General features: G+C 44.4%; 15 protein-coding genes. 5 read left to right on the forward strand and 10 right to left on the reverse strand.

Features of this window, described 5'->3' with window-relative positions:
* The first annotated feature begins 192 nt into the window (after positions 1–192).
* Together F556_RS0129325 and F556_RS0129330 are read left to right on the forward strand one after the other, a co-directional pair.
* Entirely contained in the window at positions 193–987 is a 795-nt protein-coding gene (locus tag F556_RS0129325; RefSeq protein ID WP_083938190.1) for a MerR family transcriptional regulator, read from the forward strand.
* Positions 988–990: 3 nt separating this feature from the next.
* Positions 991–1,593: a CPBP family intramembrane glutamic endopeptidase gene (locus F556_RS0129330; RefSeq protein WP_020620573.1), complete on the forward strand. Its 603-nt coding sequence runs from the start codon at positions 991–993 to the stop codon at positions 1,591–1,593.
* A gap of 312 nt (positions 1,594–1,905) precedes the next feature.
* On the opposite strand, the gene F556_RS0129335 is transcribed toward F556_RS0129330, so the two are convergent.
* The 10 genes from F556_RS0129335 to F556_RS35580 form a co-directional block, all read right to left on the reverse strand.
* The gene (locus F556_RS0129335) at positions 1,906–4,272 is read right to left on the reverse strand and encodes a dockerin type I domain-containing protein (protein ID WP_245583157.1); all 2,367 of its coding nucleotides are present in this window, start codon (positions 4,270–4,272) and stop codon (positions 1,906–1,908) included.
* Positions 4,273–4,349: 77 nt separating this feature from the next.
* Positions 4,350–5,399 carry an S-layer homology domain-containing protein gene (locus F556_RS0129340; protein ID WP_157273007.1) on the reverse strand — a complete coding sequence of 350 codons (1,050 nt, stop codon included), beginning with the start codon at positions 5,397–5,399 and terminating at the stop codon, positions 4,350–4,352.
* Between the two features lie 78 nt (positions 5,400–5,477).
* On the reverse strand, positions 5,478–8,276 hold the full coding sequence (locus F556_RS0129345) for a cohesin domain-containing protein (RefSeq protein ID WP_020620576.1): 2,799 nt from the start codon (positions 8,274–8,276) through the stop codon (positions 5,478–5,480).
* Between the two features lie 139 nt (positions 8,277–8,415).
* Positions 8,416–9,555: a helix-turn-helix domain-containing protein gene (locus F556_RS0129350; protein WP_020620577.1), complete on the reverse strand. Its 1,140-nt coding sequence runs from the start codon at positions 9,553–9,555 to the stop codon at positions 8,416–8,418.
* A gap of 22 nt (positions 9,556–9,577) precedes the next feature.
* The gene (locus tag F556_RS0129355; protein WP_020620578.1) at positions 9,578–11,383 is read right to left on the reverse strand and encodes a cache domain-containing sensor histidine kinase; all 1,806 of its coding nucleotides are present in this window, start codon (positions 11,381–11,383) and stop codon (positions 9,578–9,580) included.
* A gap of 217 nt (positions 11,384–11,600) precedes the next feature.
* Positions 11,601–12,425 carry a carbohydrate ABC transporter permease gene (locus F556_RS0129360; protein WP_157273010.1) on the reverse strand — a complete coding sequence of 275 codons (825 nt, stop codon included), beginning with the start codon at positions 12,423–12,425 and terminating at the stop codon, positions 11,601–11,603.
* Between the two features lie 2 nt (positions 12,426–12,427).
* Positions 12,428–13,309: a carbohydrate ABC transporter permease gene (locus F556_RS0129365; protein ID WP_020620580.1), complete on the reverse strand. Its 882-nt coding sequence runs from the start codon at positions 13,307–13,309 to the stop codon at positions 12,428–12,430.
* Between the two features lie 74 nt (positions 13,310–13,383).
* Positions 13,384–14,697 carry an ABC transporter substrate-binding protein gene (locus F556_RS0129370; protein WP_020620581.1) on the reverse strand — a complete coding sequence of 438 codons (1,314 nt, stop codon included), beginning with the start codon at positions 14,695–14,697 and terminating at the stop codon, positions 13,384–13,386.
* A gap of 708 nt (positions 14,698–15,405) precedes the next feature.
* Complete coding sequence (locus F556_RS0129375) at positions 15,406–15,873, reverse strand: hypothetical protein (protein ID WP_020620582.1); 468 nt, start codon at positions 15,871–15,873, stop codon at positions 15,406–15,408.
* 26 nt (positions 15,874–15,899) lie between these two features.
* Positions 15,900–16,907: a ParA family protein gene (locus F556_RS35580; RefSeq protein WP_020620583.1), complete on the reverse strand. Its 1,008-nt coding sequence runs from the start codon at positions 16,905–16,907 to the stop codon at positions 15,900–15,902.
* A 361-nt stretch (positions 16,908–17,268) separates the two neighbouring features.
* Here F556_RS35580 and F556_RS0129385 point away from each other — a divergent pair, with 361 nt between their 5' ends.
* The 3 genes from F556_RS0129385 (at position 17,269) to F556_RS37440 (ending at position 19,618) form a co-directional block, all read left to right on the forward strand.
* Positions 17,269–17,586 carry a hypothetical protein gene (locus F556_RS0129385; protein WP_020620584.1) on the forward strand — a complete coding sequence of 106 codons (318 nt, stop codon included), beginning with the start codon at positions 17,269–17,271 and terminating at the stop codon, positions 17,584–17,586.
* Between the two features lie 693 nt (positions 17,587–18,279).
* Positions 18,280–19,164: a hypothetical protein gene (locus tag F556_RS0129395; protein ID WP_020620586.1), complete on the forward strand. Its 885-nt coding sequence runs from the start codon at positions 18,280–18,282 to the stop codon at positions 19,162–19,164.
* Between the two features lie 190 nt (positions 19,165–19,354).
* Complete coding sequence (locus tag F556_RS37440) at positions 19,355–19,618, forward strand: site-specific integrase (protein ID WP_083938198.1); 264 nt, start codon at positions 19,355–19,357, stop codon at positions 19,616–19,618.
* Positions 19,619–21,525: the final 1,907 nt, after the last annotated feature.

The raw sequence follows: 21,525 nt of genomic DNA on the forward strand, positions 1-21,525 counted from the left end.
CGCGCCCAGCCTTTTATTTTGAGACTAACTCCACTCTTCTGCTAAAATCGCGTAAAAATATTCATCCCACCACTCTGTCCCCGCCCATCCCCCTTTATTCTTAGTTTTGATATTCAACAAAATCAAGATCATCCCTTTCTTTTTCGCTAATTAAATATAGGTATTGAGTAGAACGTTACGTCACCGTTTATAATGAAAAACACGGTACTTGTAAAACAAAATTGGAACTGGATGTGGAGTGACGATATGGAACTTACAGTGGGGAAATTCGCCACAGCTGTCAATACGACGATAAGGACATTAAGATATTATGAGAAAATTGGGCTGCTTGTTCCTGAAAAGAAAAACGATTCCAATCAGAAAATCTATGCTAGAGATGAGTTAAAGAAATTTTATAACATCCAATTGCTCAAGAGTATGGGCTGGCCATTAAACGAAATTAAACAAATGCTTGAAGAGACTGCTTATTCTTTTAGAGAAATGGTAGACATGCAAGAGGCTGTACTACTCGATCAAAGAAATAAAATTAACTCGTCCTTGGCGATGATGACTCGAATAAAGAAGGTCATCCATGAAACGGGTGATTTAACGAACGAAGATATGATGCTGCTCATGAATGCCATTCGTTTAGAGGAAGATCAAAGAACGATATTAAAGCATTACTTCTCTTCAAACACAGTAGAACAAATCATGCCCAAAACCAAACAACAACAAATTGCATTCGACCGATTAAACAGAAGGTTATTGTTATTTTTTCAAGAAGCAATCCACAATGAACTAGGCCCTGATAGTCAAGAAGTACAACGAGAATTAAAGGAACTGTTAGCCATGGTTCCAGCATCTATAAATGAGCTTTTCAATTCAGAAATGGGCTCGGAAAAACAATCGGAGATGTTCAAAGCTTTGTTGCCTACGGATATGGTAGAATTTTTCGCTGAAGCGCTTCAGGTGTTGTATAACTCCCCGTACGAAGAGAAGGAGGACTAAAATATGAGTGAATTAAGCGCTCGACAGCATAATAAATTGTTGATTCAAATTATGTTAGGCTTAATGCCGTTTCTAATTTTAGGAGTCGTTCTTATCGCCATTTTTCAATGGGGTTCGATCATACCCTATATCCTCTCATTGTTTGTTCCAAACGACATGTCTTTTCTTGAGGTTACCTTACTAGGTTTAATCGTGGGTACAATTGTGGTCGCTGTTTCTGTGGCTCTTATCGTAAAAACAAAGATCGAACTTCCTCAATCAGAGGGTGGGGAAATGATCCTTCACCTAATGAAGACGCCCAGCGGGATTGCCGTAAGTTCACTGGGGGGCGGATTTTTTGAAGAGTTCTTCTTTCGGGGCGTACTCATCGGATTATTTGTTGGTTATACCCCTGTTGTAGATGGAATTGTAGTTATCCTAAGCACTCTGTTATTTTGGCTGATTCATATTCCGCAGTATAAGGGAATCTATTTAGCCTACGGACTAGTATTTTTCAACGGATTAATCTTTGCTTTATTGTTCTATTTCACGGAATCACTGATTCCTTCCATCCTTGCGCATGCTATTTATAATCTAGGTATAGGGATTTACTTTAGGAGAAAGTAGGTTGCACGAAATAGTCATACTCAGCCTAGCGCCAACGATTGGATTGAGCCATGCCATTTAGCTTGATATTTCATACTTATTTGACCACATAGGAAGCATAGAGTCCAGATAAGCTTGAAATATCAAGCTTATTTAGAGATTTACTCGATTTACGTTGGAATAAGGTTGAAATTTCATATAAATTGGTTTGAAAATATGGCTGACGAAGCATATACGACGGGGAGCTTTAGTGGTGGCTTCAGAAGCCGTACTCTTCGTTCGCCTCGAACATAGAAACGGAGGCCGGCATGATGCCGGCCTCCGTGCTATACACTATTGCAGTATCAGACGAGCCAATGCGATAAGGTCTTCAATGTCGATTTTTTCATCCTTATTGATGTCGTAGATCTTCACTTCATCCCAGTCTGGGCTGTCTGAGGTTTTGCCATACGCTTTCGAAACGAGCGCCAGGTCACCCACGCTTACTCTATTGTCATTGTTCACGTCACCTGGTAGTACAGGGCCAGTTCCCTGGTTTCTGGACTGTGCAAACATCCAATCAAAAATGTTCTTTTCTGCAAACGCCTCCTGGCTTGCGCCATACCTGAAGATGGTATCGGATTGGCCAAGCAGGTTACTGAACACTTGAGCTTCAGATTCATGTGGCGTCCAGTCATAACCGTAGTATGGGAAATTAAAGGCCTTGTTGGTTTCCAAAATATTCGCATTCGCATTTAAATCCAAACCAGCGCCTGTTGTGAAGTATTCTCTCCAGAGATTACCGGTCGTGGTGTCATTGATATGAGCATGCGCCCATATCGCCGTTTTTGTAAGCTCCGGGTTCGCGTTAACCTCTGCTGAAGTCGGCCAAACAACCGTTTGTCCTGTAATCGGAATGATTGCTGCGAGGAACTCAGGATTGCGCTTATAAAAGCCCACTGTATACCCGCTACCCGCTGAGAAGCCGGACATATAGACACGGTTCAGATCCACTTTGCCCTCAGCAGCCAGTTTCTCCACGTAAGCAATAAGAGCCTCGTTATTGTCCTGATTGTTCGCATGGTTCTGCGCAGCTATAATGTGCGCGTCATACTTGCCAGGGTTCTCCAGTTGGCGTTTGGAGAGCACCGCTGCGCCATTCGCGGTTGCCATGGGTGCATAGGCGTCTCCCGCAGGGCCGCCGCGGCCGCCGCCATGGTTGTAGATGAACAATGGAAGCGGACCTTGCTCTTCCCAAGACTCGTCGATCGCAATCAGGATGTCCATACTCCCTGTTCCGCCCGGGTTCGTCTGGTCAGGAACAAACTTGTCGAGCGCCGGGTTGACTACCGCTTGCTGCGTGAATCTCGGGGTTACGGTCGTGCCGTCTGTCAGCTTAATCTCACGATCCACGTTGATGCGGTAATTGAGGATCGCCGAGAAGGCGTTTTGCAGGTTGCCCGACACCATGGCCCCCGATGTATAGCCGTAAGCATCCCAAAACTCCAATTCGAGGATAATGTAGCGTCCGCTAGCGGGTGTTTCGGTTACGAGATCATCGGATCCAGGTGCGGGTGACAGGTAGCCAAGCGGCTCAGGATCGTTGTTGACATACACTCTCGTAATATTACGATAGCCATCGAAAATGAGTGTCGAGCCATCCAGCCTGGTGTTCCGGGCGGCTGCCGTGAACATGTCTGTGCTTAGGTCAGCCAGGTTGGCCGCGTTGCCTTCCCCAAGATCAATGACAACCGCTGTCGTCACGTTGCCGACGGAGAAGATGTCGTTATACACGCTGAACGGTAACTCCCCTGCATTTGCAGCCGCCTTGAATGTCGCGTGGATCGTGGTGCCGCTGGCGGTAACATTCGTAATGGTGTACGTGTTGTCTGTCACAGTCACTTCATCGCCGTTCACTGTAACGGTATCCACTTCGAACCCGAACGCCGGGTTGAACGTGAAGGTCACATCTTCACCATCGTTCACCCAGACATGGCCAGCCAGGGAGGATGGACTGATACTGCCATTCGCGCCGGATGAAGCCATGACGTAATGCTGAACGCCGGCAGTCACATTCGGTTCATAGAGCCGTAGTGCCGGTGTCTGATTGATCTGCTCCAGCAGTTGAGCGGCGCTCGTCGTGTTCGCCCCTCTGCTCTTCGAGGTGAAGCCGTCTTCCGTGCTCGTCAGAGCAAAGTTCCACTGGTTATTCCCACTCCAAAGGTACAGGGACACCGTGCCTTCTTGTTCATCCAGAACATGCAGCAATAGACTCTGCTGGTTACCACTGATGGCTGCGCCCGTGGTGTTGAGCGGCGCATGCTGGGCGTTGAAGCTCGATTCTCTTCTCAGCGGTTCCTTGCCCGCGCCTGGTTCGGGAGCGTTGTTTAATAAATAGTAGCCCGGGCCTTCACCCAGACCGCCGGATGCCGCCGCCGTGTTGGCGCCGAGTCCAAACTGCCAGATCATGTCGTCGGTCACTTCGGAGGTAATGAGGTCACCTTCGATGGTCACAGGCTTGGAAGCCATGCCAACCTGCGTGTCACCGGTCACGTCGCCGGGTGTTTTAATTGTCGCTTGAGCGTTAGATAGCGCGCCGTGCTCGGACACGACGAGATAGCTTTTGCCAACCTGGACATTCGCAGGGTCAACCTGCCTCCACGTGTCGTTTGGTTCTTGCGCTGCCTCCGCATGATTGGAAACAACTAAAACTGCTAACATTGCAAAGCAAACTAAGAGAGCCACCATTCTGCGCATGTAGCTACAACTCCTTTTTCCCCTTTTTTGTGGCCTCCGTATTAATCCGTCGATTCGAAGTCCATCATTCTCAAGATCAAGACCACTGCCTCCGCGCGGGTCGCATTAGCCGCAGGCACAAATTGATTATTGCCTCTACCATTGATCAGTCCCGCATCGGCTGCCGCAGCAACGACAGGATGAGCCCACGCTGCAATGCGGTCGGTATCCGTAAATGTCGGCTTCAATCCTTGGTCAGGCACAACATTCAATGCCCGCATCACCATGGCGGCCATTTCGGTGCGGTTGATCAGCTGGTTGGGACGGAAGGTTCCGTCTTCGTACCCCGTAATCACACCCGCCAATTGGGCCTCCGTAACAGACGGCCTGGCCCAACCCGGAATCGCGTCCAGATCGGTAAAATCAAAGGCTTCCCCGCCTTTGGATGTAAGCTCCATCGCCCGGGCGATCATCACGATAAACTCTGCTCGGGTTACATGATTCTGCGGACGGAACGTGCCGTCGGGATAACCGTTCACGAAACCAAGTCCCGCTGCTCTCTCAATCTCCTGTTTAGCCCAGTGATTATCAAGGTCCGTGAAGCTTACCGCTGGCGGTGGAGTAATATCGGCATCGGCAGGTATCACGCTCAGATTTACATTGGCTACTTGAGTCGCAGCGGACAGGTCGCTCTTCACAAGCTTCACCTGCTTAAGCTCGATCGCTGTCGGGTCATTGCTCGTACCGATGGTCTCAAACGAAAGCGTAGCCAGAACCACCGTTCCGTTTTCACCAGCAACCCTGCCAACCTTCGTATGGGCAAATACAAGCTCCCCACCCTTAGGGGCCAGTGGAACGGAGAAGCCCTGCAAGGAGCTTTCCGCTTTTACATAACGCAAGCGACTTGGATCGAAGGTAAGGTTTATCTCATAGCCGTACACATCGGTCAAGTGGTCTCCAGTTACAGTAACCTGGATCGTCTGACCGACTGCTGGGCGTTCATTGTCTACGGTCAAGGTAAAGGAAGCATCCTGGGCAAAAGCGGTGAAAGGAATAACAGCTATCGATAGCATCAGAGCTAAATATAGGCATAGTACTTTACGTCTCATCATGGGATCGATCCTTTTCTGTGAATTTAAAGGAGTGGAGAAACGGAGGTCGGCATCCCGCCGGCCCCCGTGGTATAGAGCTTACTGCAGAATGAAACGAGCCAATGCGACAAGGTCTTCAATGTCGATTTTTCCATCCTTATTCATGTCGTAGATCTTCACTTCATCCCAATCTGGGCTGCTTGACGTTTTGCCATACGCTTTGGCAACGAGCGCCAGGTCACCCACGCTTACTCTGTCGTCATTGTTCACGTCGCCTGGGATGACAGGTTTCACAATCTCAACGGAATGCGTACCGCCATTAATTTCCGCCTCGATTCCCTCGCCATCTGCCAGCATGACAAGCGTTACTGCGATATCTGCAATTCCCGCTGTGTTCTTGGCCTTGAAGCTGAGCTTAAAGAGATTCTGGTTTGGATTTTGTACGCTGTCATCCAAATGAATGCCCAGAATTCGAATGCTGCCTACTTGGCTGTGGTCTGTGCCTACAATGACGAACTTATCGGCATCCACGGTTACGGGCTGGCCAACAAGCTCTAGCTTATCAGCGTCATATTCGATTGTAATGTCTTGGGCATATACTTCCTCTTCCAAGCCTTCAAGACTGTAGGTCACCTCGAATGTAGCGCCAGACTGCACTTGAGCTGGACCTGACAATTCGGCTGAGCTAGTCGCCTGGTTTCTGGACTGCGCGAACATCCAATCAAAAATGTTCTTTTCTGCGAACGCTTCTTGGCTTGGGCCATATCGGAAGCTGGCGTTGGATTGGCCAAGAAGGTTGCTGTAGACTTGAGCTTCGGTTTCATGCGGTGTCCAGTCATATCCAAAATACGGGAAATTAAAAGCTTGGTTGGTTTCCAGAACGTTCACGTTGGCATTTGCATACAAACCGCTGACGCCAGCGCCTGTTGAGAAATATTGTGTCCAGCTATTACCAGCCCCGTCATTTTTGTGCGTATGCGCCCATATGGCCGTATTTGCAAGCTCGGGGTTCTCCTTAAGCTGTGCCTCGGTTGGCAAGCTGCCTCCTGCAAGTGGAACGATGGCAGAGAGGAACTCTGGATTGCGGCTATAGAAACCAAGGGTGTACATGCTGCCCATCGAGAAGCCGGACATGTAGACGCGGTTCAGATCCACCTTGCCCTCAGCAGCCAGTTTCTCCACGTAAGCGATAAGAGCCGCGTTATTGTCCTGATTGTTCGCGTGGTTCTGCGTAGCTATAATGTGCGCGTTGTACTTGCCAGGGTTCTCCAGTTGGCGTTTGGAAAGTACAGCTGCGCCATTTGCCGTTTGCATCGGTGCGAAGAAGTCCCCCGAAGGGCCGCCACGGCCGCCGCCATGGTTGTAGATGAACAATGGAAGCGGACCTTGCTCTTCCCAAGACTCGTCGACCGATATCAGGATGTCCATGCTCCCAGTTCCGCCCGGGTTCGTCTTGTCAGGAACAAACTTGTCGAGTGCCGGGTTGACGACCGCTGCCTGCGTGAATCTTGGTGTGATCGTCGAGCCGTCTGTCAGCTTGATCTCACGATCCACGTTGATGCGATAATTAAGGATCGCCGAGAAGGCGTTTTGCAGGTTGCCCGACACCATCGCGCCGGAGGTGTAGCCGTTGGCATTCCAGAACTCAAACTCTACGATAATGTAGCGTCCGCTTGCAGGCGTATCCTTGACGAGGTTATCCGAGCCCGGTGCGGGCGAGATGTAGCCGAGCGGCTCGGGAGCGTCGTTGACATAGACTCTGGTAATATTACGGAAGCCGTCGAAAATGTTGGTCGTACCGTCGAGTCTTGTGCTTTTGCCAGCTGCCGTAAACATGTCGGCGCTCAGGTCAGCCAGGTTGGCCGCGTTGCCTTCCCCAAGATCGATGATCGCTGCTGTCGTCACGTTGCCGACGGAGAAGATGTCATTATACACCGTGAACGGCAGCTCTCCTGCGTTTGCAGCCGCCTTGAAGGTCGCGTGGATCGTGGTGCCGCTGGCGGCAACCTTCTCAATGGTGTACGTGTTGTCTGTCACCGTCACTTCTTCGTCGTTCACTGTCACGGTATCCACTTCGAACCCGAACGCAGGGTTGAAGGTGAAGGTCACGTCTTCCCCATCGTTGACCCAGACATGGCCGGCCAGGGAGGATGGGCTGATACTGCCATTCGCGCCAGTGGATGCCATGACGTAGTGCTGAACGCCAGCGGTCACGTTTGGTTCATACAGTCGCAAGGCCGGTGTCTCATTAATCTGCTCCAGCAGCTGCGCAGCACTCGTCGTGTTCGCTGTCCTGCTCTTCGAGGTAAAGCCGTCTTCCGTACTCGTCAGAGCAAAGTTCCACTGGTTATTCCCACCCCATATGTACAGGGACACTGTGCCTTCTTGTTCATCCAGCACATGCAGCAGCATGCTCTGCTGGTTGCCATTGATGGCTGCGCCAGTCGTGTTGAGCGGCGCATGCTGAGCGTTGAAGCTCGATTCCCTTCTCAGCGGTTCCTTGCCTGCGCCTGCGCCAGGGGCGTTATTTAGTAGATAGTAACCCGGGCCTTCACCCAGACCGCCGGATGTCGCCGCCGTGTTGGCGCCGCGGCCAAACTGCCAGATCATGTCGTCGGTTACTTCGGATGTAATGAGGTCCCCTTCGATGGTGACAGGCTTGGAAGCCATGCCAACCTGAGTATCGCCGGTGACGTCGCCAGGTGTCTTGATTGTCGCTTGAGCGTTAGATAGCGCGCCGTGCTCGGACACGACGAGGTAGCTTTTGCCAACCTGGACATTCGCAGGGTCGACCTGCCTCCACGTGTCATTAGGTTCTTGCGCTGCCTCCGCATGGTTGGTAACGACTAAACCGGCTAGCATTGCAAAGCAAACCAAGAGAGCCATCATTCTGCGCATTGAGCCACAACTCCTTTTCCTTTTTTGTGATAAGCCCTTTTGTAAGTGCTTACAAGGAAAGTATAGTCTGTGCTCACTCAAATTTAAATTCATATCATTGCATCAGTTGTTGCCAAATCTTGCACAAGTCTCAATCCGATTAGATCGGACGAGCATACGCTTCGCGATACTCCTTAGGCGTAGCTCCATAGTATTTTTTGAACACGCGGCTAAAGTGACTTTCGCCCAAAAACCCGGTATGCTCTGCGATCTGTATGTTCCTCAAACTCGTGCCAATGAGTAGCTCCGCGGCTTTATTCATCCTTACTTGCGTGACATACGCCCAATAATTAATACCGAATTCCTGTTTAAATGCACGACTTAATTGGTACTTATCAATATCGAATCGGTCTGCAACCGTTTGTAAAGTTAAATCCTCTTGATATTCGTTTTCTACATACGTTTTAATTCGGCGGACAGCATCTCTCAGCTTGAATCTGGTTCCCGAAGCGAGCGAGCGAAGGGCTTGCGTACTCTCCGTAATTAATTGTGGCAGGTATGCGGTATCTTGGGCAATCGAGCTAATTCCGACGGACAAGGTGTCTGTTGATGTCGCGATATTGTCCATCACCGTTTCACTGATTTGACGCAATCGATCATCAGTTAAATCTTCACCCCCACCCACGAAGACGATTTGCCCGTTGCGGTGTCTCGTGCACATGATACAGTGGTTGTTGATCTCTGTTTGTCCCTGCATTAAGCATGAATAATCAATCTCCGAGTGCAGACTGTCCTCGAATGTCACAATCGCATAACGATCGATGTCCAGAATTTCGAATGCCTTCTGCACGTTCAGGATTGACTCTGCATCAATCTGTCCGGAGTACACCGTTTGATTCATTTCGCTGAGAATCGCTTGTCGGGCAGCCAATATGGACGTTTCAATTAAATCGCTTAACGATTTTTTAAGCAATTGTGCATCCACTGGTTTCAACAAATACTGGGAAGCTTTGAGTCGAAGCGCATCCCTCGCGTATTCGAATTCATCATAAGCGCTTAAGATAATGGTCTGTGGTATTTTTTTTAACCCTTGCATTCGCTCCAACGATTGAATACCGTTTAATAGCGGCATATGAATGTCCATGATCATGAGATCCGGGAGAAATTGTTCGACCATGGTTGCCGCTTCCTCCCCATCATAAGCATGCTCAACATTCGTTAGTCCAAGCTCCTCCCAATCCATCACTTTGTCTAAATATCGATGCAATGATAGTTGATCGTCTACTATAAGCAGCTTCAACTCGATCCCCCCCTTGAAGATATTAATTTCTAGGCAACACAATGTACACCGTTGTGAATACGCCTTCCTTACTTCGGAGCTTCAATCCATACTGAGGTCCGAATTTTAAACGAATCCGTTGATTGACGTTGAATAGACCTATGCTATCCGGCTTCATGTCCTGATTGTTCAATTGGCTTGCAAGTTGACGGTATCGATTCTTCTCTATTCCTCTTCCGTTATCATGAATCACGATTAGAATCCCCGTTTTGACGGTCACCACACGAATCTTCATTTTTGCTGATTGCGGATTTTCCCCAAATCCGTGAAGCACTACATTTTCCACAAGTGGCTGGAGGAGCAATTTAAGCACTCTATTTTTCAAAACGTCCTCATCTGGGATGTGAAACTTTATATCAATTCGATTGTCATATTTTTTGTTCACGATATACAAATAATCTTTGACGTTTTGAATCTCCTGTTTTAGCTCCACCATCTCTTCTGATTGTTTCATAGAGTATCGCAGCAGCCCGCTCAAGGACAGCACCAAATGGTTGGAATCTTCCGTATTCCCGCAAACAATTTCGGTTTGCAGCAGTTGCAGCGTATTAAAAAGAAAATGCGGATTGATTTGAGACTGCAGCGTTTTAAGCTCGACTTCTTTTAAGGCAATATCTGCTTGATAGTTTTGCTTGACCAGAGATTCGATTCGCACGACCAACTCTCTAAACTTATTGCCTATGACGTCCAGTTCGCGATATTTGTACTTATTTTTGATAATGTAAATATCATCTTTTCCTATCTTATCTAAATTGGAAAGCAAGCTTCCGAATGGGAGAGAGATTTTTGCGGTGATCAAGACTGAAATCAAAATGTTAAGCAACAAACACAACCAAATAAAGTCGATCAAATTAGATTTTAACGAGTCTGCTTGTTCGTTAATGACCGACTTGGGAATCGTTGAGATGATACTCCAGCCTTCTACAGCCGTAGGGTGAAAAATAACAAGTGTTTGATCTCCATCAAGCTCTGCCATGAAACTTCCAGAAAATCCGGGATAAATACGTTCGATGCCTGTAAAGCTCAGCTTGGTGCCGATTGCAGCAATCTCTCGGTGTGCGATGATGTTATGCTCATTATCGATCATAAAAATGCTTTCATTGTTATAGGAGCTTAATTCAAACAGCGCATTGATTTTGGCAATATCCAAGTTAGCGACAACAGCACCGATCGTCTTGAGCGTATAATCCTTTACGGGAAGCGCGATAGATAACGTAGGCAGATTATATTTTGATATATTAGTTCTGAAATAGTAGTCCTGCATATGAAGTCCAAGCGCTATGAAGCCTTTGCTTCCTGTTTCCGAAATGGCCTGCCTAAACCAAGGCTGATTAGTGAATGAATAGTCCCATTGCAGAGATTTTCTTCCATCCAGATTGTTTATATAATCATTCTTGCCTAAGATTAAAATATCGCTAACCATAGACTGCAAAGAAGAAACACCGAAAGCTACGTCAGCGATATTCCTTTCATGCTGGATTCGTCCTCCAATATCTATTCCCCTGCCTGGTATCATCATCCTGCGAACGGAATGATCGCCAGCCAGAAGGACAAGTGAGCGAGTAGCCTCTTCTAGATTAAAGCTCAGACCACGTGCCGCTTGCTCCATCACTTTATAGCTGGACTGCGTCACTTCCCGGATCAGACTTTCTGTTGAATCGCGAACCGATAACAATCCGAGCAATAATAACAGCAGGATATTTACAACCAAATAGGAGAATAAGATCGTTCGAATGATCGTTTTTCCGAGTAAAGAACGAATTAAAAATTTGATTCCCGTGTTCTTCATTCTGCACTTCCTTTAAGCGCTTTCAAATTAGTTTTATAATGTAATACATCGTTTCTTATTATGTATGGCCACATAATAGCAAATGAGACTACAGATGTCTATGTAAATTTTTATGGATCGTTGATTTCGGCATTGACCGTTTAATGTGACAGAAACCGCCTCAACCTCAAGCGTACAAGGAGTTGGGCGGTTAACATGTTTTTTTGTTTTGTTTGGCTCAGCCTTTAACAGCCCCCGCAGCGATTCCCTTCACGATGTGCTTTTGCATGAAAATAAAGAAAAGGAATATCGGCACCAAGGTAACGACCGTAAGTGTCATAAACATCGGCCAATGAACGGTAAACTCACCTTTGGCGCGATAGATTTGCAGAACAAGCGTGGAGTTCGAGGACGAGTTAAGAAACAGCATGGGTGCCAAAAAGTCGTTCCATATCCACATCGTCTGAAAAATAACAGCCGTTGTCGAGATTGGTTTCAGGAGTGGGAATATAATTCTCCAAAAGATGCCCCACACGGTGCAACCGTCGATAACAGCCGCTTCCGATAGCTCCCGCGGAATCGTTCGCATATACCCCATCATGAGGAAGAATACAAAAACGGAGCCATTCAAGTATAGCGCAATGAGACCGTAGAGCTTATCGATTAGATTCAAACCAGTCATCAGTTGGAACAATGGAATCAGTGTCGCCTGGAATGGAATCATGAATCCTGCTAACAAATAGAGCATAGCAAATTTAGTTACACGATTCGCATTGAACACGACCGGATAGGCCCCCATCGCGCCGATGATCACAACCAGGGTGACTGAGAAGAAGGTGATGGTCAAGCTATTTCCAAAGCTGCGCAAGAGTGCCGTTTCTTCGAAAACTTGCACGTAATTCGTTAGGATCCACTCTTTAGGGAGACCTATCGGGTTCCTCGTAGCATCTTGCAACGTTTTGAAGGTATTAATAATAATTAAATAAAACGGAAAGAAAACAGCTAATCCTATAGGGAGCATGACTAGATCGAGAATCCAATTGCGCTTTTGAGAAGTCATCATCATTACAAGTCCTGCTCCCTTCGTTGCATCATTGTAACCTGGAAGATTGCGATCACTAATACAATGAGGAAAAATACGACCGACATCGCCGATGCAAGACCGTATTGTGCCTCCGTGATTCCCTTTTGCACGATAACCTGGGTGACGGTCAACGTCTCGAAACCAGGCCCGCCCTTCGTCAAGGCAAATGGAATTTCGAACACTTTTAGTCCACCTGTAAGGAGTAACATCACGCTAACGGTCATCGCAGGAGCGAGTAATGGCAAGGTAACATATCGGAATTGCTGAAAGCGATTCGCCCCATCGATGGAGGCTGCCTCGTAATAATCCTTAGGAATCGATTGCAAGAAGGCTAAGTACAACACGGCATGCCAGCCTGTGATGGCCCAAGTCGCAACGAAAATGGTAGACAGCTTCGCAAGAAGCGGGTCTGACAGCCAAGGCTGTGCTCCGATGTTAAACAGCTGATTGAGGATCTTATTTAATACGCCAGACCCAATTGGTGCCAGAATAAATCCCCATATGTAGGCAATTAGCAATCCACTTGGAATGGAAGGGAAGAAAAAAATGGCGCGATGCAAATTCCTTGTTAAAAAATTTTGATCCAATATCATAGCAAGCGGTATGGCAAAAACAGTAACCAGCAAAGCCTTGCCAAACGTGAATAACAGCGTATAGGATATGGAAGCACGGATAGCATCATCAACAAACAATCGTTCATAGTTTCTAAAACCTACAAAATCATAGACATTCGAATAGCCACCGAAATTGGTAAAGCTTAAAAAGAGAGATTGCAATAATGGATAGATGGTAAACAAGGTATATACAATGAGAATGGGAAGCAAAAAGGACTGGAACTGTAGCTGTCGTTTAAATTTGATCATGGTTTTGCCTCCAAGTTCGGATAGTGAAAGAGAGGGAGCAGGCTGCCCCCTCCCCCTCAAGCCTCTATTGCTGATTATTCATCCATTTCCTTTAATTTATTGTCAAGGGATGCGGTAGCTTCTTCCGGCGTTATTTTGTTGGTCGCGAGATCCTGGAACGATACTAGAAACTGAAGTCGCAGGGCTTCTTGGTGTCGATTCCACGATACCATCGGCAAGTAAATTCGCCCTTCCATGAGTCCATCTCTATAAGCTGGTTCGTACGCTGGATGTACTTCAGTATCATAGCCATGAACCGTTATGATGCCGCCCGTACCTTCTTCGAACTCCTTTAACCCTTCAGTCGTTGTCAAGTAGTCAAGGAATAGCAAAGCCTCTTCTTTGTGTTGCGTCTTCTTATTGACGGCAAAGCCTACACCAGGAGCTCCGTTGTAATACGTGTTGCCAGGCTCCTTACCCGGAATCCCCATAATTTCGAAATCGATATCTGGGTTAATTTCCTCAATCGTCGGGATATTCCAAGGGCCGCCAGGGACCATGGCTACGTTCTCAAGAGCGAACTCATTCATGACTTGCTCACTCGTCAGACCGATCATGTCAGGTGACAGAATGCCATTGTCAATCAACCCTTCTTTCCACATCGTCAACACTTCGGTCCAGCCCTCGGAGAATGTCGCCTCTCCATTAAAGAGCTTTTCGTCAAACGTTGGGTCATTCGACAGTACATTCGCACCAAACATTGCGGAGTGAATAATTGTAATATCATGCATTCTGTCATACAGCGGAAGAATGCCAGCCTCCTTTAATTGCAAGGACATTTGAACGAATTCATCCCATGTTTGCGGCAGTTCAGTTATGCCAGCCTGTTCAAATAATTTCTTATTATAAAACAAGCCCCCTGCCCAACCTGCTTGTGAAAACGCGTAGATTCTTCCATCTTTGCTCACCATAGGTTTGTTGCTGTCCAACATCACGGACATGAACGGCTCATCGGTCAAATCTAGCGCGAAGTCGCCATCGATAATCTCATTGCGATTTTCCGCAGCGATGATGAATAGGTCAGGGGCCGTGTCAGACAACAGCATCGTCTGCAGTTTGGCTATGTAATCTGTTACCGGTGGGGCAAATTGAAAATCGAAGGAGATATGTGGATATTTCGCTTGGAAACCGTCCAGGACGGGCTTCATCTCTTTTTCATTGTTCCAAGCAAGGATACTCAGCTTGACCGGTGTCTGTGCTTCTTCACCTGTCGTATTGGTGCTGCTCGTATTTTGATTGCCCGGAGTGCCCGTATTAGTCGTATTGGTATTAGTATTACTACTGCAGGCACCGAGCACGACGGAAAAACAAAGAACAGTGGTTAATAGCAGCGAAGACGTTTTCTTCATTTCGTAAACCCCCTATAGCATCATTGTGTTTGTAATAAGCACTGGCTGAAAGCACTTACACGTTGAGTATACTGCTTGCTCGCTCAAATTTGAATTCATATCATTGCATCATTTGTTGTCAAATCTTGCACGGGCTTATGTTCGAATAAATTCTAATCCGTTGCAGAAGCATTCCGAAGCTGATGCGGCCAATAATCAGCGAAAAGGCTATCCCCAAAGTCATCTGACGATGACTTTGGGGATAGCCTTTCTTGTTCTTTTGGAGCCTGGGGCAGATCGCCCCCCCTGACCTCATCGCTGCCAGCGATGGAATGGCTGTCCGCTGCAGTCCGATTAAAACAGCGGAAGCCTTGTCTTGACTAGGTTTTTGCCGATTGCTTTCCGATCTGTTAAGACAGCTTAGGATGGTTGGGGACGAAGTTCGTCCCCAATTCGTCCCCATAAAATAATGTTCATGTCTCCGCATACCATATGTGTTGAGTACTGTGTGTTGGACAGTTTACTAGAAATAAAACCAGTCCAGTCATGTTAGTAACTGACTTTACCATTAGGAACTATGGGTTAACAACTACAGAGGTCATTGAGGAATTGATGGCAGATGAGAAACAAAAGCCTGCAAGTTAAACACGTGCGTTGAGGCAACCTGTGACAGCATAGTCGTCAGGTTCCTTTGCATAAGTCAATACATAATCTGATAAATTGAGCTGACTAAATCTTCAGTGATCTGGTTCGAGACTCATTTTCAAAATACATCCGCAACAATTGGAGAATCTCAGCCTTCTTCCGACTTGCTGGCAGCGGTAAGGGCGAGATAAGTGAATACATATACCTTAAGTCAGTTAATGATATGGATTTAAGAATCTCGTTTTGAGTCTCGGCTGTTGAGTTTGCATCAAAGTAAAGTCTCAGAGAGTTATTATAATAATCCCTTAAAGCATCCTGGTCTTTAATGAGTTCGATTGCCTCACTGATTTTAGATACCTCGTCCTTTTTACGTTCTCCAACTGGCTTACGAATTTTCTTAGAGTGTTTATTTATAACTTCATCCAACTGTTCCACAGAATAATTAAATACTGGGAAATGTTGATTTTGAGTATTTCTAGCTTGTAAAAGCTCTTTACAGTAGCGAAATACATCAACAATTATCTGATCGTAATTTTTTCTTTGCTCTTTCATATGTATATCACCAATTTCATGGTTATTTAAACTGTTTCTGTTTCAAGTATTTCCAAAATTTTGTTCGATATTACCTTATACGCCTCATGCCTTTTAGCATTTTGTAAATGTAGAGACATGCTAGTTTCAGAAACTATCCCAGATCGATGTGGAATAAAATCTCTAAATACATGTCGCGTTTTAAAATCATTATTGTACCGGAAGTGGCTATACTTTTCCTTACTTAATACAGAATCGACACTGAGTTGATCAATGTTACTATCAAGTACACCAATAAAATCAAGGTTGCTAGCGTTGCTCTTATAAATAGTTTCAAACACCCCTATCAAGCTCGGCTTATCACCGAAGTGTGCATTTAATAAGATTCCGCCTATATCATCGTGCATTGCATACTTTACATAAACACTCTCAATTTCAGAAATGTAATCTGGAACTCCCTGCATACTCACTTCATCGCCAATTGTCGGAATAATGTAATAGTCAGAAACCATAAATACACTTTGGGTTAGGATATTACTTGTTGGAGGGCAGTCGAAAAATATATAATCAAATTTCTCATCACAATTAAGCTGTTTAAGAATCAATGGCATAATAAACACGTTAAGCACATTCTGGGACATTCTTTGAGCTAAATCGTTTAATCTCGCATTCTTAAACACCATACTCGAAGGTATAAAGTTCAAGTTCCCCTGATACTCACTTTCTTTAATTGAAAAGATGATATTATCTTCTATATACTGACCAAGATCATCAATTTCTCCTGTCAAAAGTTGATAGTCGTTTGCCTTGTTTTTAATATATCTCATATAGAGTTCAAGAGCATAATTTAGTGTAGCATTGTATGGATATTCACCTAACTTTTGATAACCGCCTACATTATTTGCACATATGTGACTGAGAGAACTCTGTGGATCAAGATCTATCATTAGAATTTTTTTACCCTTTTTAGCCAACCAAGCTCCGATTTGAAAGGTGCTGGTGGTCTTTCCTACCCCACCCTTGTAATTTCCAAAAAAGATTTTTAAAGCTGCCACCAAAGCATCCCCTCAACTCAATAAAATTATCTACATATATTGTTATTTCGACAAAGGAAGGAAAACTCCTTTGTAACAACTTAAATTTCCAACAAGAAGTATTAGTAAGTTATTCCACGTATCTAGTCTTCCCACATATCCCACTCATGTAAGAAGCGAAACTTCTTCCCCATAAGTTTCTTCCAAGCAGTTTTTCATGTGTCACACTTCCAGAATATGCTACAATAGATGAGACCAAAGTCATGCATAAATTAACACGCATATAAGATTTAGGTAATCTCAGTCGACAAATAACTAGGCTCAAAATGATAACTTTGTGAGACGTGGAACTTCATTTTCACTCTAAGAGAGGAGATTTACAATGTTGCCTATAAACGAAACACTTGCTCATTTTTCGAACATCTACGGGGGTTCGAGTCTAAAGTGGACAATTGAGATCTATGAATTGAAAGACTTTCAAAGAACGCCGCGCTTGTTTAAAGCTCCACTGACGAGCACGATGGATATTAACTCTTTTATGGGGAATATTGAGGCAATTTGTGACGATATTAATGCTACGGCGAATGGCTCTCTCATTGAATTGATAGATGTAAGATCAGGTCGTCCTATTCAATTGCAGACCTCTGATGTTTTGACTTATTCAGCATTTCGAGTAGAGGTTACAGTAAATGCATTATAAGCCAAAGGAGAGTTTTGGTAGTTTTCAAGAACTTATTTAGAATTGGAGATCCCTTTGCCGATCCTAAACGTGAGCATAAACCACTACCGTTAAAGCGTAAAGGTGACATTAATTACATAGTTCAACGGTACATCGTTAAAATCGAAAAGGTTGGTAGCCAAATCATTCATATTGATCAAACTCGGCATAATAAAACTGTCATGATCTATGACAACTCGATCGGGATCAGAACAATGAAGATATTCAATTTATTCACTTACAAATCAAGATCATTAACCCTAAAGAGTTGAAAACGTCCGACTCAAAAGCTTTCCTGTTCGTTAACCATAAGACCAAGCACATGCAAATTTCGGACATCAAAATTATTATTGAACGAGTGAACCGCGGGTGCGGCTCAATCTTAATGTCTGCAATCATAAAACTTGTTTATCAATTGCAAATCCAATGTATCACAGGCAGGGGTAGACTGGGGTCAGTTTGATCGGTCGGCTCACTTCTATCGAAAGTTCGAATGCAGACTTAATATCAAAACAAACCATGTTAAAATCATATGGAATAACTAAGCTCGTCGGATTTCTTAGATATGAGTGAGTAACTCCACTGTTCCATATAGGATTAGGGTAAAATGTTAACGGTCATGTTATAAGTAAATGTATAAATATATTGAATTTTCTTATTGAGGTGGAATTATCTATGGCTAAAGTAGTCTCTACGGAGCAAATTGATAATGATAAAGTTCCATACTATTATGATAAGGTGTTGCAAAAAGTTTCTGTAAACATCAGAAACAAATATAACTCTGGTGACTATCTAATTTTAGGACAAGAGGGGATGTATATATCATTAGCAATGTTTGATAAGTTTAAAATTCAATTTTATAGTGTGATTTCTTTGACTTATAGATGTACTCAAAATCCGTTAAATCAGTTTGAATATCTAGATATAGCTTCTATCTATTCAATAACCAGAACATGTTATGAAACCTTTTTAACATATCAATACATCTATATGCAACCCGAAGAAATCGGTAATCACAAAATTAATGAGTTTAAGTTGAGTAAGGGCTCATATTTCGAAAGTTTGCAGTTGAAAATATTATTATACAAATTTGAGGGATATAAACAATCTATTTCAGGCTTTTCGGCAATACCGGAAGAGACAGAGAAAAACAAGAAGCGTTCTGAAGAATGTAGAGTAAAAATACTGGATAATGATATTTTTAATAACTTTAACGATGCACAAAAAAAAGATATTTTAAATGCCTGGAAACCCTCTTGGAATAGGATAGCCGACAAGACAGAGTTAAGTACATGGAATTCTAAAAATATGTATAATAGACTTTCACAACATAGTCATAATGCTTACACAAGTTTGATTTTATTAGATAAACACTATCAGAATTTGGATGAGTTCAATAGAGAATCAATGCTTATTCAGTTGTACGAATTTACCGCAATCTTGGTCAATGACTATGTAAAACTTTTTCATATAGATATTAGTATTTTTGCTGAAGATGAGATTGCCTTATTAAATGAGTTTTATTACCTTGCACAAAAAAATCCTGGGGACACTATATAATAGAATATCTCATCAAGCAGGCACTTGATGCAAACCTAGATGAGTGGACAAAAGTGTTAACTGTTATACAGTATTAAACTTTTTAGCTCATCGACCGTATAATATGGAGTTCTTGTATGGATTATTATCATGAAAGATGTGTGAGGCATAATAAATCACTTGGAGATATGTGGAAAGGGAGCGATAAACTATTTGTCTTTTTTCTGAGTCAGGTAAACCATTCTATTATACTGCACCAGGCAAGTGGTTAACACGCTTTATAAAACGACATGAACTAAAACCCATTAGATTTCACGATTTACGCCATACTTTAGCTACTTTACTAATTAACCAAGGCGTACACGCTAAGATCATTGCAAGCCGGCTAGGGCATGCTGACATTCGTACGACCATGGATATCTATGGTCATGCTCTAAAAAGTGCTGATCAAGCTGCTGCGGATACAGTTGCTTAACAAAACTTAAAATTAAATAAAACCAATATTTCTCAGTAATTTATGGCTATTAAATTGCCGTTTCATCACGCATATCTGTCCAACACTAGTTTGTAACTCGTAGTAAAACATATACACGGTGTGTATTCCTCTCCTGGCGACAAGAACTCTGGCTATATTCATGTATTTCTGTCAGTATGCCTAGCTGATGAAAAGAAACATTAGTCAGCTACCTTTTTCCCCAGTACCTCGTAGCCAAGGAGTTCACAACAGTACTCAATTCCCCTTGGCCTTTTATACCATCCATGATTCCGTCCGTCGTTGACGTCATGATAATACAAGAGAGATTGAAAAAGATCCGTAAGTACTTTGACCCAAATACGCTAAATATTGCGTATACGCCTTATTAGACAGGTTTCTTGCGTAGGAAATGGAGCTGCTTCATTCAGATTAGAACGAAAATTAGTTACTATTTTAGTACCAGGAATAATGTGAGTATCGCGAAAAGCGTGGGTTATCGAGGAAAGGACAGGAAGGCGTTGTTTAATAAGTGTGTATCTCACGCTGCGCAGTCAGCAAAGACTTCGCAGCAGATTCTGTGCCGAAATGCACCTGAATCCTTTTGCTTCACCTTAATCATGCGGAGGTCTCACTTATTGTGCAGGAGCTTGCAGGTGTGACGAAAAGTAGCGAACTACTTTCGCCCACTGCGATCTCCCCCCTTCTCTGCTCGGATTTCTATGGTCCGTCCGAGGTGCGGGAAAGGAAAGTCAAACTATTGGCACCGTTCGAGCCTCTCACACTTGGCATCGACGAGCGAGTGCCCGCAGTAAGCGTCAACTAAGCACAATTGTTGACAATGAGGAGAATTCAAGTGTTTTTGACAGCAATAAAACTTCTTAAGCCATTTCAATAGTCCTTCAACTTAGTTGAGATCTGGAGAGTACTTCATCAGGAAAACAAATGTAGAAGAGTTCGCACTATGAATCAGGCCGTTATCCATGAGCATCACAATTTCACCTTACGGATAGGACTTCTAAAACTACACTTAGAAATTAAAAAACACCTGATGCCATACGGTTCACCATTACAGATTCGAACACCCCTATCTCGAAATTTGAAGGACGGCCATTTTCATGGTGTAGGTGATGATCGTATGTCTGAATCCAATCCTAAGTAACAGAATGGGCATTCATTTCTCCGTATAGTTTTTTCCGAATTTTTGCACCGTTACATGGCCAGTTTAAGGGTCGAGGTTGTCATACAGGTGAGCCTGTAATACGACAAATTCGCAATAAGCGTGACTTATCACGACACGACAAGCTTTTGAGTCATAGCTCATATTAACCTTCTTACTGTAGGTCTGCCATTTTAGCTTTTCTAGATTAAATTATTGATTGAAAAAATCAAGATTTAGCAAAGCCCTATATCCTCTGATGGAATCTTGCTAATAATATAAGCATTTGACTGTAACATAATTGTCAGTAATTTCGTCCCCATTCTCGTCCCCAAGATCGACAAATCAGTCAGATGCACGAATTTATATTGATAAATGAATATAAAAAAACTTTGCTACATAAGGGTTTTCATCATTTTAAGTTTGGTGGAGCCCAGGGGGATGTATGAATCTTTGATTATATGGCTGACGAAGCTTACTCAACGGGGACTTTTAGCGGTAGATTCAGACGCCGTGCTCGTACGTTTGAAGTTATTTCTCTGTAGTCTTTTCTTCCACTTCCTGCGCGCGGGCGAACCCCCTTCTCTGGGTTCATCACCCCTAGGCAATCCACACGAAAAACGCCATCACATTTATGTGATGGCGTTTCGTTCGTATGGAGCCTAGGGGGATCGAACCCCTGACCTCATCGCTGCCAGTGTGGTTAGCATAGTGTCCTGTTATATACCGATATCTCCGAAAGCCTGCTGTA

Origin of the sequence: Paenibacillus daejeonensis DSM 15491 (genome assembly GCF_000378385.1) — a bacterium.
GTDB lineage: Bacteria > Bacillota > Bacilli > Paenibacillales > Paenibacillaceae > Paenibacillus_D > Paenibacillus_D daejeonensis.